The sequence below is a fragment of the Burkholderia paludis genome, from assembly GCF_000732615.1.
Taxonomy (GTDB): domain Bacteria; phylum Pseudomonadota; class Gammaproteobacteria; order Burkholderiales; family Burkholderiaceae; genus Burkholderia; species Burkholderia paludis.
The window spans coordinates 1-13,863 of record NZ_JPGL01000013.1 but is presented as its reverse complement, the minus strand read 5'-3'; the positions used below and the strand labels follow the sequence as shown (position 1 = coordinate 13,863).

General features: G+C 66.9%; 15 protein-coding genes. 7 read left to right on the top strand and 8 right to left on the bottom strand.

The window, feature by feature from the left end:
* Positions 1-66 precede the first annotated feature (66 nt).
* Positions 67-405 (top strand): P-II family nitrogen regulator, encoded by a 339-nt coding sequence (locus GQ56_RS0109315; RefSeq protein WP_006398637.1) that lies wholly within the window; start codon positions 67-69, stop codon positions 403-405.
* 136 nt (positions 406-541) lie between these two features.
* Here GQ56_RS0109315 and GQ56_RS0109310 read toward each other — a convergent pair whose 3' ends face one another.
* Together GQ56_RS0109310 and GQ56_RS0109305 are read right to left on the bottom strand one after the other, a co-directional pair.
* Positions 542-1,621, bottom strand: coding sequence for a porin (locus GQ56_RS0109310; protein WP_031398403.1), 1,080 nt, complete (start codon positions 1,619-1,621; stop codon positions 542-544).
* Positions 1,622-2,178: 557 nt separating this feature from the next.
* Complete coding sequence (locus GQ56_RS0109305) at positions 2,179-3,105, bottom strand: LysR family transcriptional regulator (RefSeq protein ID WP_031398402.1); 927 nt, start codon at positions 3,103-3,105, stop codon at positions 2,179-2,181.
* A 133-nt stretch (positions 3,106-3,238) separates the two neighbouring features.
* Between GQ56_RS0109305 and GQ56_RS0109300 the strand changes: the two genes are divergently transcribed.
* Positions 3,239-3,736, top strand: a complete 498-nt coding sequence (locus tag GQ56_RS0109300) for a GNAT family N-acetyltransferase (RefSeq protein WP_031398401.1) — start codon at positions 3,239-3,241, stop codon at positions 3,734-3,736.
* A gap of 63 nt (positions 3,737-3,799) precedes the next feature.
* Here GQ56_RS0109300 and GQ56_RS0109295 read toward each other — a convergent pair whose 3' ends face one another.
* From GQ56_RS0109295 to GQ56_RS0109280, 4 genes are all read right to left on the bottom strand, one after another.
* A complete protein-coding gene (locus GQ56_RS0109295; RefSeq protein ID WP_031398400.1) occupies positions 3,800-4,579 on the bottom strand; it encodes an ABC transporter ATP-binding protein in 780 nt (259 codons plus the stop codon).
* Between the two features lie 18 nt (positions 4,580-4,597).
* Positions 4,598-5,311 (bottom strand): ABC transporter permease, encoded by a 714-nt coding sequence (locus GQ56_RS0109290; RefSeq protein ID WP_031398399.1) that lies wholly within the window; start codon positions 5,309-5,311, stop codon positions 4,598-4,600.
* Positions 5,308-5,997, bottom strand: a complete 690-nt coding sequence (locus tag GQ56_RS0109285) for an ABC transporter permease (RefSeq protein ID WP_031398398.1) — start codon at positions 5,995-5,997, stop codon at positions 5,308-5,310. The genes GQ56_RS0109290 and GQ56_RS0109285 overlap by 4 nt, the downstream gene beginning before the upstream one ends.
* Positions 5,998-6,227: 230 nt before the next feature.
* A complete protein-coding gene (locus tag GQ56_RS0109280) occupies positions 6,228-7,010 on the bottom strand; it encodes an ABC transporter substrate-binding protein (RefSeq protein ID WP_031398397.1) in 783 nt (260 codons plus the stop codon).
* Between the two features lie 370 nt (positions 7,011-7,380).
* On the opposite strand from GQ56_RS0109280, the gene GQ56_RS0109275 reads away from it, so the two are divergent.
* Complete coding sequence (locus GQ56_RS0109275) at positions 7,381-8,076, top strand: pirin family protein (protein ID WP_031398396.1); 696 nt, start codon at positions 7,381-7,383, stop codon at positions 8,074-8,076.
* 70 nt (positions 8,077-8,146) lie between these two features.
* Here the strand turns inward: GQ56_RS0109275 and GQ56_RS0109270 are convergent, their stop codons facing one another.
* Positions 8,147-8,698, bottom strand: coding sequence for a periplasmic heavy metal sensor (locus GQ56_RS0109270; protein ID WP_031398395.1), 552 nt, complete (start codon positions 8,696-8,698; stop codon positions 8,147-8,149).
* A gap of 223 nt (positions 8,699-8,921) precedes the next feature.
* Here GQ56_RS0109270 and GQ56_RS0109265 point away from each other — a divergent pair, with 223 nt between their 5' ends.
* Both GQ56_RS0109265 and GQ56_RS0109260 read left to right on the top strand, forming a co-directional pair.
* Positions 8,922-9,647: a response regulator gene (locus GQ56_RS0109265; protein ID WP_006493394.1), complete on the top strand. Its 726-nt coding sequence runs from the start codon at positions 8,922-8,924 to the stop codon at positions 9,645-9,647.
* On the top strand, positions 9,631-10,947 hold the full coding sequence (locus GQ56_RS0109260; protein WP_031398394.1) for an ATP-binding protein: 1,317 nt from the start codon (positions 9,631-9,633) through the stop codon (positions 10,945-10,947). Before GQ56_RS0109265 ends, GQ56_RS0109260 begins: the two co-directional genes overlap by 17 nt.
* 42 nt (positions 10,948-10,989) lie before the next feature.
* On the opposite strand, the gene GQ56_RS0109255 is transcribed toward GQ56_RS0109260, so the two are convergent.
* Positions 10,990-11,256, bottom strand: coding sequence for a double-stranded DNA-specific endonuclease (locus GQ56_RS0109255; protein ID WP_031398393.1), 267 nt, complete (start codon positions 11,254-11,256; stop codon positions 10,990-10,992).
* 480 nt (positions 11,257-11,736) lie between these two features.
* Between GQ56_RS0109255 and GQ56_RS0109250 the strand changes: the two genes are divergently transcribed.
* Both GQ56_RS0109250 and GQ56_RS0109245 read left to right on the top strand, forming a co-directional pair.
* Entirely contained in the window at positions 11,737-13,494 is a 1,758-nt protein-coding gene (locus GQ56_RS0109250) for an ABC transporter permease (RefSeq protein WP_031398392.1), read from the top strand.
* Positions 13,495-13,516: 22 nt separating this feature from the next.
* The coding region (locus tag GQ56_RS0109245) for an ATP-binding cassette domain-containing protein (RefSeq protein ID WP_031398391.1) at positions 13,517-13,863 on the top strand (347 nt) is incomplete at its 3' end.

Sequence of the window (13,863 nt, the reverse complement as noted above, 5' to 3'; positions counted from 1 at the left end):
GCGGCTCGCAGGCTTACAATCGGGATCGCGATTTTTCATCCAAACGAGCATTGGGGGACAACCACCATGAAACGCATCACTGCCATCATCAAGCCGTTCAAGCTGGACGAAGTCCGCGAAGCGCTCGCCGAAGTGGGTCTCACGGGCCTGACCGTGACGGAAGTGAAGGGCTTCGGCCGCCAGAAGGGGCACACCGAGCTGTATCGCGGCGCCGAGTATGTCGTCGACTTCCTGCCGAAGATGAAGATCGAGGTGGTCGTCGCGGAAGCGCAGGTCGACCAGGTGATCGACGCGGTGATCGGCGCGGCGCGCACCGGCAAGATCGGCGACGGCAAGATCTTCGTGTCGGATGTCGAGCGCGTGATCCGCATCCGCACCGGCGAAGAGAACGAAGCGGCCGTCTGAGCGCCGCATTCGTCCGCGGGCCGTTTCGGGCCCCGCCAATAAAAAACGGTGCGATACCCGGTTGGGTACCGCACCGATACGCGCCTCTCGCAGCAGCGTGGAAAGTGTTGCCGAATCGTTCTTTGACGGCGCCCGATCAGAACAGGTGCTGGATGCCGGCGTAGACGCCGGTCTGGCTGCCGCCCGGATTCGGGTTGCCGGTCGAAACGGCCGTGCCGGCGCCGTTCGCGTTCAGGCCGAAGTTCGCATTCTTGCTGTTGCGCACCGTCGCGACCTGCAGGTCGAACAGCGTGCGCTTCGAGATGTTGTACGAACCGCCGACCGTGTAGATGTTCGCGTTGCCGCCGCCGTTGTTCGCGTTCACGTGATACGCGGCCGCGATCAGCGCCGCCGCCGGCGTTGCCTGCCACGTCACGCCGCCCCAGACCTGCTGGGTGCCGGTGATGCCGGCGTTGACCGCCGGGCCGCCGCTGCCGTCCGCGCGCGATGCCTGGTAGGCCGCCTGCAGCTTGAACTGGCCGAGGAACACGTTCACGCCCGCGAAGTATTCGCGCGAGTAGTTGAACACGTCCGAGAAGTGGCCGTTGCTGTCGCGCGTTTCGTCGTAGATGCCGCGCAACTGGAACAGCGAGTTCGTATAGGTGACCTGTGCGCCGGCTGCGCGGCCCGGCTGGCCGGCCGTCGTGTTGCCGTTGAAGCTGGTCGAGTTCGAGAACGAGAACTGGCCGTAGAAGTCGAGGCCGTAGAGCGACGGCGACTGGTACGAAACGTTGTTGCTCGTCTTGTTCCAGTTACGGCCGCGCACCAGCGAGGCGGTCGACCAGGCCGACTGGCCGAACGGGTCGAAGTCCCACACGCCGTTGGCGATCGCGAGTTCGCGACCCAGCAGCAGCGTACCGTAGCGGTCGTTGGAGATGCCGACCGTGGCATAACGATCCCAGATCGAGCCGCTGAAGCCGCCCGTCATCGTGTTGAATGCGCCTTCGAGGTGGAACAGGACCTTGTTGCCGCCGCCGATGTCCTCGGTGCCCTTCAAGCCCCACAGGCTCGTGCCCCAGTCGCCGCTTTCCGCGCGCACTTGGTGGCCGTTTTGCAGGCCGTTCAGGTACTCGATGCCCGCATCCAGGCGGCCATACAGCGTGACGCTGCTCTGCGCGTGCGCCGTCACCACCCCAGCAGCCATCAGCGCGGCCGCGACCAAAGCTTTCTTCATCATCTCCTCCATACCCTGTCAAAAAGTCAACCCAGACTGCACGAGATGCCCGGAGCATGCGCGCCCGGGCAAAAGCGGGATAACCAGGGAGACCTCGTGCAGGGCCGGTAAGCGCGGCACGCGGGCAAGCGGACGGAAAACCGTTGAGCGGTCCCGCGCAGCCGGGTCGGCCTGCGGGGTCTCCTTGTAGTGTCGTGAAGCTAAACTACATTTCACGAACTTCGTTTTGCTACTTTGGTTACTAATTTAGCAAAAATACAATTTTGTGGCGATGGAAATCGTTGTTTGACTAACACATGTCGCCAAATTGCCATGCAACACGGTGCGCAACGGGGGCGTCAAGGGTTTGCAATTAACGGAAAACCCTTGTCGCGCAAGGGAGACACGAATTCCGGGAACATGGGTCAAGGATTGCCACTATTGACGTTGCCGGGGCGCGGGCGTAAGCGCCGAAAGTGAGTAATTGGAAAGGAATTCGTAATGAATGGCGACCGCAGGACGTCGCCTGCCGGCGCCTGTCTCGGGGCGCCACGCAAGGCAAGGCGCGCGCCGCGCCGGGTTCAGCCGGGCGCCGGCCGCGCATCGAGCAACTGCGCGCGAATCCAGCGGTGCGCATCGGTGCGCGCATGCTTCGCGTGCGAGTAGACCTTCACCGTGTAGCGCGGGATCTCGAACGGCGCGGGGAAGATGCGGATCGGCGCCGCGTGCCGCAGCGCCTGCGCGGCGCGGTTCGGCACGGTCATCAGCAGCGCCGATTCCGCGATCACGAACGGCGCGGCCAGTACGCTCGGCAACTGCACGGCGACCTGCCGAGCGAGGCCGAGCCGGTCGAGCACGTAGTCGACGACGCCGCGCGACTCGTTCCACGGCGTGACGACTACGTGGCGCGCGGCCAGGTACTGGTCGAGCGTCAGCCGCCGGCGAATGTCCGGATGCGCGGCGCTCGCGATCACGACGTAGTCGTCGGAGAACCAGTCGAAGTCTTCGATGCCCGGCGCATCGGCCGCCGATTCCTCGTGGTAGCCGAGCGCAAAATCGATGCGGCCGGCCGCGAGTTCGTCGACGGAGATCTTCCGGTCGGAATGCACGACGCGGATCCGCAAGCGCGGCGCGACGTGCTGGATGCGTGCCAGGAACGCCGGCAGCACGGCGAATGCGGTGTAGTCGCTCGCCGCGAACACGAACGTGCGGTCGCTCTGCGCGGGATCGAAGCGGCGTGCGCGGGCGAGCCCCTTCGACATCGCGTCGAGCGCGTCGCCGGCCCAGGCGGCGATGTCGTCGGCGCGCACGGTCGGTTGCATCTCGTTGCCGAGGCGTACGAACAGTGCGTCGCCGATCGCGTCGCGCAGCCGCGCGAGCGCGTGGCTCAATGCGGACGGGCTCAGCGCGAGCTCGTGCGCGGCCGCGGCGACCGATCGGTGGCGATACAGCGCGTCGAACACGAGCAGCAGGTTCAGGTCGAGGCGGCGCAGATCGGGATGCATCATGTTCAGATCGGAATGAAGAAACTGCACTTCCTGCAGTAGCGTCATGACCGTAGCATGACGGTTCGATCGGCGCCAGCGCGGCTGTGCGGCGCCGCTTTCCGTTTCAAGTCCGGGCCGGAGGAGGGCTCATCCCGTGCAAATCGACATCCGTTGCGCCACCGTCGCCGACGTGCCGCTGATCCTGCGTTTCATTACCGAGCTGGCCGTCTACGAGAAGGCGGAGCACGAAGTGGTCGCGACGCCCGCGTCGCTCGAGCGCAGCCTGTTCGGCGAGGGATCGCCGGCGCGCGCGCTGATATGCGAGGTCGACGGCGAGCCGGCCGGTTTCGCCGTGTATTTCTTCTCGTATTCGACGTGGCTGGCCCGTCAGGGGCTGTATCTCGAGGATCTGTACGTGTCGCCGCGCTTTCGCGGCGCGGGTGCCGGGTTGCGGCTGCTGAAGGCGCTCGCGCGGATCGCGGTCGAATCGGGCTGCGGGCGCTTCGAATGGAGCGTGCTCGACTGGAACGAGCCGGCGATCCGCTTTTACGAGAGCGTCGGCGCGGCGCCGCAGAGCGAGTGGGTGCGTTACCGGCTCGCCGGCGACGCCCTGCGCGCGTTCGCCGACAACGCGCCGGTGAGCGCCGCGTAAACGCGACACGGGCGCCGCGCGGCGAACCGCGGGCGCCCGTTCGAGCGTCATGCGCGACGTGCGTTACTTGAGGCTGCCCGACAGGAAGCCGCGCAGGCGTTCGCTCTTCGGGTTGGCAAACACCTCGGACGGCACGCCTTCTTCCTCGACGCGGCCCTGATGCAGGAACATCACGTGGTTCGACACGTTGCGCGCGAAACCCATCTCGTGCGTAACGACGATCATCGTGCGGCCTTCCTCGGCCAGCTTCTGCATCACCTTCAGCACTTCGCCCACCAGTTCAGGGTCGAGCGCCGACGTCGGCTCGTCGAACAGCATCACGTCCGGATGCATCGCCAGCGCGCGCGCAATGGCCACGCGCTGCTGCTGGCCGCCCGACAGGTGCGACGGATACTGCTTTTCGACGCGCGGCGCGAGGCCGACCTTCTCGAGATATTCGCGCGCACGCGCCTCGGCTTCCTTCTTCGAAATGCCGAGCACGTTCACGGGTGCTTCCATCACGTTCTCTAGCACGTTCATGTGCGACCAGAGGTTGAAGTGCTGGAACACCATCGAGAGCTTGGTGCGTACGCGCTGAAGCTGCTTCGTGTCGGCCGCGCGCAGCGCGCCCGTCTTGTCGAGCGCGGTGCGCACTTCCTCGCCGTCCACGAAGATGCGGCCCGAGTTCGGCTGCTCGAGGAAGTTGATGCAGCGCAGCATGGTGCTCTTGCCGGAGCCGGACGAGCCGATCACGCTGATCACGTCGCCCGAGTTCGCCTTCAGCGACACGCCCTTGAGCACCTCGTTGTCGCCGTAGCGCTTGTGCAGATCGTCGACGAAAAGCTTTTGAGTCTGGGAATTCATCAATAGTCCTGCGAAAACTTACTTGCCTTGCGGGCGCAGATAAGCGAGCCAGCGACGCTCCGCCTGGCGGAACAGCCACACGAGCGTGAACGAGATCGCGAGGTAGAGCAGGGCGGCGATGCCGAATGCGTGGAACGACATGTAGGTCGCCGAGTTCACGTCGCGCGCGATCTTCAGGATGTCCGGCACGGTCGCGGTGAAGGCCACCGTCGTCGCATGCAGCATCAGGATCACTTCGTTGCTGTACAGCGGCAGCGCGCGGCGCAGCGCCGACGGCAGGATCACGCGGCGGTACATCGTGAACGTGGACATCCCGTACGCGCGCGCGGCCTCGATCTCGCCGTACGACGTGGCCTTGATCGCGCCCGCGAAGATCTCGGTGGTGTACGCGCAGGTGTTCAGCGTGAACGCGAGCAGCGTGCAGTGCATCCCGTCGCGGAAGAACGCGTCGAGCATCGGCGTGCCGCGCACGGCCTGCAGGCTGTAGAGGCCCGTGTAGCAGAGCAGCAGCTGCACGTAGAGCGGCGTGCCGCGGAACACGTACGTGTACAGCCACACGGCGCTGGACAGCCACTTCTTCTTCGATACGCGCGCGACCGCGAGCGGCACCGACAGGCAGAAGCCGAGGCCGATCGACACGACCAGCAGCCACAGCGTGATCGCGACGCCGGTGGTGCGATAGCCGTCGGTGTAGAGATAGTTGCGCCAGTATTCTTGGATGAGTTCGATCATAGGTCAGCCTTGCGGACACCGGTCGAGTAGCGCTTTTCGAGCCACATCAGCACGAAGTTCGAGATCGTCGTGATGGCGAGGTAGACCGCACCCGCGATCAGCGTGAAGAAGAAGAACCGCAGCGTGCCCTTGCCGGCGTCCTGCGACGCCTTCACGACGTCGGCCAGGCCGATGATCGACACGAGCGCGGTCGACTTCACGAGCACCTGCCAGTTGTTGCCGATGCCCGGCAGCGCGAAGCGCATCATCTGCGGGAACATGATCCGCGTGAACACCTGCCAGTTCGTCATGCCGTATGCGCTGCCGGCCTCGAGCTGGCCGCGCGGCACCGACAGGAACGCGCCGCGGAACGTCTCGGTGAAGTACGCGCCGTAGATGAAGCCGAGCACGAGCACGCCGGCGAGGAACGGGTCGATGTCGATCTGGTCCCAGCCGAGCGCGTCGGTGGCCATGTTCAGCCAGATCTGCAGGCTGTAGAACAGCAGCAGCATCAGCACGAGGTCGGGCACGCCGCGGATCAGTGTCGTGTAGACGGTGCCGATGCCGTTCGTCACGCGGTTGCGCGAGAGCTTGGCGCCGGCGCCGAGCAGGCCCAGCAGGAACGACAGCACAAGCGAAAGCACCGCCAGTTTGACGGTTTGCCAGGTGCCTGCGAGGATCAGCGGGCCGTAACCTTGTAGAAACATATGTGGTCCCTGGTGTGGTCCCTGAGGGCGCACGCGGTGCGCCGCGAAAGACGCGCCCGCCAAGCTGCGCGGAACGCCCCGTGCGTATCATGACCGTCCGCCCCGGCAACGGTGCCGGGCCAGCCCGTCGCGCGGGCGGCGGGCATGGGGGCGGGCGGCGCGTGGTTGACTGCCTGTACTGCCGCGGACGCGGGGCCGCCCCCGCATCCGTTGCTGCTGCGCTTCGACGCTCAGCGGGCCGGAGCCGAATACACGCTGAACGAGAAGTACTTGTGCGACAGCCGGTCGTACGTGCCGTCCTTGTGCATGTCGGCCAGCGCCCGGTTGATCCTGAGCTTCAGGTCCGTATCTTCCTTGCGCAGGCCGATCGCGGTGCCGTCGCCGATCGTCTTCGAATCCTTCACTTCCGGCCCGGCGAACGCGAAGCCCTTGCCGCGCGGCGTGCGCAGGAAGCCGTAGTCGGCCTGCAGTTCGTCCTGCAGCGTCGCGTCCAGACGGCCGGAGCCGAGATCCGCATAGACCTGGTCCTGGTTCTGGTAAGGAATGATCGTCACGCCCTGCGGCTCCCAGTAAGCCTTTGCGTAGGTTTCCTGCGTCGAGCCCTGCTCGACGCCGACGCGCTTGCCCTTCAGCGACGCGACCGTCGGCAGCAGCGGCGAGCCGGTTTTCGCGATCATGCGCGCCGGCGCGTCGTACACCTTGTCGGAGAAGTCGATCTGCTCGCGGCGCTTGTCCGTGACGGTCAGCGACGACACGATGACGTCGTACTTCTTCGCCTTCAGCGCCGGGATGATGCCGTCGAGATCCTGCGCCACCCACACGCATTTCACGTTGATCCGCTTGCAGATTTCCTTGGTGAGATCGACGTCGAAGCCGACGATCTCGCCGCTCGGCGCGGTCGACTCGAACGGCGGGTAGCTGGCGTCGACGCCGATCCGCACGGTCTTCCACTCCTTCGCGAAGGCGCTGCCCGCCACGAGGGCGAGGGCGGCGCACAGGGCGGCCTTCTTCATTTGCATCCTTCTGTTGCTGACTTTCCGGGGGCGCTCGCGGCCGGCTGGACCGGGCGCCGCGGCGTATTCTAGACGGCCAAAATTCGCCGGACGGCGCTCTGGCGATGGCGGCCGCCGGAAGGGCGATCGCCAAAAGGGCGGTATTTTACCCGAACGCGATACCCGGAAACCGGCAATCCGGGCCGACCGGCTGATTCTTCGGTGCGTCGAACCGGCTGTTGCGGCAATCGTCGTATTCGCAAGGGACATTGCTTTGATTGCTATCGCAGATGCAACGATGCAGTGCACGAGCGGCGGATTGTGGCGCGATTGGCACACCCATACAGTGTCGGACATGCCAGAACAACGCGTCTCACGGAGTGTCCGCCCCATGTTCCAGATCCGCCGCGCGGCCGATCGCGACCAGCGCAGCCATGGCTGGCACGAATTCCTGCACAGCTTTCCCTGTTCCGCCGGGAGGGGCGCGCCGCCGGGCCTCGGCGCGTTGCGCGAGCTGAACGAGGAGTGCATCGCGCCGACCCGCGGCTACGGGATGCGGCCTTTTCGCGACGCGGAGATCGTCACCTACGTGCTCGACGGCGCGCTCGCGCATCGCGACAGCCTCGGCAACGGGGCGATCGTTCGCGCGGGCGGCGTGCAGTGCATGAGCGCCGGCACCGGCATCATGCTGAGCGAAACCAATGCGTCGTGCGACCGGCCGCTGCGCCTGCTGCGGATCCGGCTCGCGCCGGCCGGGCCGGGCGGGCGGCCCGGCTACGAGCAGACGCACTTCGCGGACGACGACAAGCGCGGCCGGCTGCGGCTCGTCGCGGCGCCGGACGGTGGCGGCGGTGCGCTGCCGATGCGAGCCGACGCCCGCATATTTGCGGGGCTGCTCGACGGCGACGAGGCGGCGGCGTTCGATGTGCCGGCCGGGCGCAGCACCTACGTGCACGTGGTGCGCGGCGACGTCGAGGTCAACGGCCGCGCGCTGGCCGCGGGCGACGGCGCGCGGATCGGCGGCGTGGACGCGGTGGCGTTCGCGCGCGGCCGGGCGGCCGAGGTGCTGCTGTTCGACGTCGCGTGAATGACAAAGGGGGACGCGGGCTCGTGCCCGCGTCCCCCTTCGGGGCCGCCCCGTGGAGCGGCCGGCCGGCTTACTGCGCCGGCGCCGACGCGGCCTTGGCCGCGCGATGCTGCTGCCAGCGTTCCTTCATCTTTTCGTGGCGCTGTTCCATCTTCGCGAACTGCTGCTTGAGCGCCGTGCTGACCGTGGTCTTCTGCTGGTCGTTCAGGCCGTTGTAGAACGCGAGCCATGCGGCCGACGTCTGTTCACGCAGTTGCGCGTTCTGCTGCTCGGCCTGCTGGCGCGCGGCGTGCATCGCGCTCAGGTCGAGGATCGGCTGGTTCTGCTGCGCCTTGAACTGCTCGCGCATCTGCTCGTGGCTCTTGCGCATCGCGTCACGATTCTGCTTCATCGTGTTGATGGCCGTCTGCCATTGCTGCTCCTGCGCCGCGTCGAGCTTCAGCTGGTCGTGCAGTTTCATGATCACGCCGAACGGGCCGCCTTCGTGCCCGCCGTGCATCCGGTGCATGCCGGGGCCGCCCGGCGGCGGCATGTCGCCGGGTTGTGCGGCGTGCGCCGAGCCGAATGCGAGAGCGAGCAGAGTGGCGGCTGCGATGGCCACGCGGGAAGTCTTCTTATACATTTCAGAAACTCCTTGTATCCAAAGGGTCCGGCGATGCGGCGCGGGAAACTCGCGTCATGCATCCGGTAAGACGCAGGTTAGCGATGTAGGCACGGGCCGGTGTTACGTGGGGCATCGGCCCGGTTACCGTGCATTACACTTCCCTTGCGCCGTAACCCGCAGTAACCCTTTCGTCCCTTTCTTTCGTTCTTTGACTCCGCCCTCGCGCGGTAAACTTCGAGCCATGACTACCCAGATCCTCATCGTCGACGACGACCAAGAACTCCGTGACCTGCTGCGCGACTATCTGGTGCGCCAGGGGATGGAGGTGTCCGTGCTGCACGACGCGGCGACGCTCGAGAAGCGCCTCGAGCGCGAGCGCCCCGACCTGATCGTGCTGGACCTGATGATGCCGGGCGTCGACGGCCTGACCGCGCTGCGCCAGTTGCGCGCGGCGGGCGACGACATCCCCGTGATCATGCTGACCGCGCGGGCGGACGACGTCGACCGCATCGTCGGGCTCGAGCTCGGCGCGGACGACTACCTCGGCAAGCCCTTCAACCCGCGCGAGCTGCTCGCGCGCGTGCAGGCCGTGCTGCGCCGGCGCCGCGCGACGCCGTCCGCGGCCGCGCCCGAGCAGCGCGAGCCGTTCGCGTTCGGCCGCTTCCTGCTCGACTTCCAGGCACGCACGCTGTCGGTCGACGGCAAGCCGGCCACGCTGTCGAGCAGCGAATTCGCGCTGCTGAAGATTTTCGTGAACCACGCGCTGCGCACGCTCACGCGCGAGCGGCTGCTCGAGCTGCTGCACGGGCCCGAGTACGACGGCACCGATCGCGGGATCGACGTCCAGGTGTGGCGCCTGCGCCGCATCCTCGAAACGGATCCGTCGACGCCGCGCTTCATCCAGACGGTACGCGGGCGCGGCTATGTGTTCGTGCCTGACGGCGAGGCCCATGCGCAAACCCATTGATTCATTGTTCGGGCGGCTGGCGCTGCTCGTCGTCGGGGTTCTGCTCCTGTCGCATTTCGCGTGGTTTTTCGCGATGCGGCTCGAGCGCAACCAGATGCAGACGCGTTACGCGGTCGAAGAGGCCGCATTCCTGGTCGACGCGGTGCGCCAGCACGTCGAGCGCACGCCCGACCAGCCGCTGCCGTCGCGTGTGCGGCTGGTGACGCCGGGCAGCGCCGACGTGCCGAACGGCGACCCGGCGAATCTCCCGGCGTCGCTCAAGCGGTTCCGCGACGACGTGAGCGAGCGGATGCCGCCCGGCACGCGCGTCGAGATCGGCGCGCCCGGGCATCCGCCCGTGCTGTGGGTGAAGGAGCCGACCGACCGCAACTGGATCGTGGTACCCGTGCAGCCGCTGCGGCCGCCGCGCTCGCTCGACCGGATGCTGCTGTGGCTCGGCACGATCTTCTCGGCCGGCGTGATCGCCGCGCTGTTCGCGGCATGGCAACTGCAGCAGCCGCTGCGTTCGCTCGCGCGCGCGGTCGCGCGTTTCGGCCGCGGGCAGCCGGTGCCGCCGCTGCGCGAGCGCGGCCCGCGCGAGCTGCGCCAGCTCACGCATGGCTTCAACCAGATGGTGGAGCAGGTGTCGCAGGCCGAGAGCGATCGGGCGGTGATGCTGGCGGGCGTCGCGCACGATCTGCGCACGCCGCTTGCGCGGATGCGGCTGCGTGCGGAAATGATGGATGATGTCCGGTTGCGCGACGGCGTCGTGCGCGATGTCGACTCGATGTCGCACATCGTCGACCAGTTCCTGGTGTTTGCGCACGGCGGCTCCGATCGCAGCGAGCCGGTGCCGGTCGATCAGACGTGCGAGCGGATCGCGCGCAGCTACCGCGCGGTCGCGCCGAACGCGCCGACGGTGCAGACGCGGCTCGACGCCGATCCGGGTTTCCGCCTGCCGACGGCGACGCTCGACCGGATCCTGTCGAACCTGCTGGACAACGCGCATGCCTATGGCGCGCCGCCGGTGCTGGTCGAGACGGCGCGCACGTCGGCCGGCTACGTGCTGTCGGTCAGCGACAGCGGCGGCGGGATCGCGCCGCGCGATCTCGCGGCGGCCACGCGGCCGTTCGTGCGACTCGATCCCGCACGCGGCGGCAACGGCCACAGCGGGCTCGGGCTCGCGATCGTCGAGCGGCTCGTCCTCAGGCTGGGCGGGGCGTGCGACATCGGCAACCGCCCCGAAGGCGGCCTGCGCGTCTCGATGACGTTCCCGTTCGAGGCCGTGCCGAAGGACGAACCGCACGCCCAGGCCGCATAAGCGGCTGCGGCGCCAGCCCGGCCGGGCCGGCGCCGCATGGCATCATTCGCCGAACAGCGAGCCGAGGGTCTCGGCCGCGTTGCTGTCGATGGTGTTGTAGGTCACGGTGGTGGCCTCGAAGATGTAGACGGTCGTATACCGGCCGAGACGCTCCAGGATTTCCTCCTGCAGCGATTCCGGCACGACGTTCATGTTGAGGTACCACGCCGTCGACGACAGCCGTGTCTGGAACGTCCCGTACTCCTGCATCAGCTCATAGAACGCGTCGGCATCCTGATCGCGGCAGACGATCACCAAGTTTCCTGCCATTCCCTTTCCTCCCGCTCGTCGGTCGATCCCCGGGGCCTGATGACTCGGGGAACGCGCCTGCGTTGCCGCGAGAACGGCCGCACCGGGCCCCGGGGGCTAACCCTGATCATACCCGCTTAGTCGTATCCGGCTGCTGATGCCCGACATGGTTTGCGTCGGCGTGCGGCTGGCGGGTTCACGGCCGGGCCGGATCGCGGCATAATTCGGGCCTGCATGCCGGCCGAAAGGCGGCGGCCGGGTTGTGCCCGTCCCGCGCCCCCGCCGTTCGCCCGCTTGCCGGGCACGATCGTGCGCCGCCCGCTCCGTCCCCGGACGGTTGTAGCTGAAATACAGGTTGGTGTAGTGTCGTGCCGTCGCGGGCCGGCTCGGCCGGCGCGCGTGCGCGAGATCGTCAGTCAATCGAATTACCGCGCCCGTGCGCTTTGCCATGAATCAACATCGACTGCCGGCTGGGTCCGGCCTTACCGGGGAGGGCGCCTGATGGACGTCGGATTCTTCAATCCGAACCGGACCGCCAACGCGTCCGCGTGGCGCGTTCTGCCGAACCGGTGGGATTTCATCGCGTTTCCGCTGATCATCTGCCTGATCGCGATGGCGGTCGTCGGCTTCCACGAAACGATGGCGCCGATCGGCGTGCTGCAGACGCAGAAGATCTCGCTCGATCCGTCGAACCTGCCCGAATATGCGCTGCGCACCACGTTGCGGATGCTCGCGGCGATGGTCGCGTCGCTCGTGTTCACGCTGATCTACGGCACGCTCGCGGCCAAGAGCCGCCGCGCGGGCATGGTGCTGATCCCGATCCTCGACATCCTCCAGTCGGTGCCGGTGCTCGGCTTCATCTCGTTTACGGTCACGTTCTTTCTCGCGCTGTTCCCGAGCCGCGTGCTCGGCGCGGAGCTCGCGGCGATCTTCGCGATCTTCACGAGCCAGGCGTGGAACATGACGTTCAGCTTCTACCAGTCGCTGCGCACGGTGCCGCGCGATCTCGACGAAGTGTCGCGCGGCTTTCACCTGACCGCGTGGCAGCGCTTCTGGAAGCTCGAGGTGCCGTTCTCGATGCCGGGCCTGATCTGGAACATGATGATGTCGATGTCGGGCGGCTGGTTCTTCGTCGTCGCGTCGGAGGCCATCACGGTCGGCAACCAGACCATCACGCTGCCGGGGATCGGCGCGTATCTCGCGCAGGCCATCTCGGACAAGAACCTCGGTGCGATCGGCTGGGTGATCCTCACGATGACGCTCGTGATCCTCGCGTACGACCAGTTCCTGTTCCGTCCGCTCGTCGCATGGGCCGACAAGTTCCGCATGGAAAACACGAGCTCGGGCAATGCGCCGGAGTCGTGGCTGCTCGATCTCGTGCGCCGCACGCGCCTGATCCATCAGTTGCTCGTGCCGGCCGGCTGGTTCTTCGCGAAGGCGGCGCGGATTCCGCTGCGCATGCCGCTGTCGGGCGCGATGCGCTTCACGCTGCCGCGCGTCGAGAAGAAGGCGTCGCGCACCGTCGACATCGCGTGGGCGGTCCTCGTGCTGATCGGCACGGCCTATGTGGTGTGGCGGGTCATCAGCTTCGTGGCGACCGGCGTGACGATGGCCGAGGTCGGCCACGTGTTCGTGCTCGGGCTCATCACGCTGCTGCGCGTGGTCGTGCTGATCGCGATCGCGTCGGTGATCTGGGTGCCGATCGGCGTGTGGGTCGGGCTGCGCCCCAGGCTGGCCGAGAAGCTGCAGCCGCTCGCGCAGTTCCTCGCCGCGTTCCCGGCCAACCTGCTGTTCCCGGTGTTCGTGATCGTGATCGCACGATTCCACCTGAACCCGGACATCTGGCTGTCGCCGCTGATCGTGCTCGGCACGCAGTGGTATATCCTGTTCAACGTGATCGCCGGCGCAACGTCCTACCCGAACGACTATCGCGAAGCGGCGACGAATTTCCGCATCCGCGGCTGGCAGTGGTGGCGGCAGGCGATCCTGCCCGGCATCTTCCCGTACTACGTGACGGGCGCCATTACCGCTTCGGGCGGCGCGTGGAACGCAAGCATCGTGTCCGAGTTCGTACAGTGGGGCGATACCAAGATCGAGGCGCACGGCCTCGGTGCGTATATCGCGCAAACCACCGCCGCCGGCGATTTCCCGAAGATCATCCTGGGCATCGCCGTGATGTCCCTGTTCGTCACCCTGTTCAACCGCCTGCTGTGGCGCCCGCTGTATGCCTTCGCCGAAGCGAAGCTGCGGCTCGACTGAGACCGATTGAGAGCGAAACGCGATGCAAAATCCGAATGCTGTAAACGCCCCCGTCCAGACGAACCAGCCGCCGCGTCTCGGTGAGGAGATCCTGCGCGTCGATCACGTCTGCCGCGGCTTCAACAAGACGCAGGGCGAGCTGCTGGTGCTCGACGACGCGAACCTGTCGCTGCGCGAAGGCGAGATCGTCGGCCTGCTCGGCCGCTCGGGCTCCGGCAAGTCGACGCTGCTGCGGATCATCGCCGGCCTGATCGAGCCGACCGGCGGCGAGGTGTCCTATCTCGGCAAGCCGCTGAACGGCCCGGCCGAAGGCGTCGCGATGGTGTTCCAGACCTTCGCGCTGTTCCCGTGGCTCACCGTGCTGCAGAA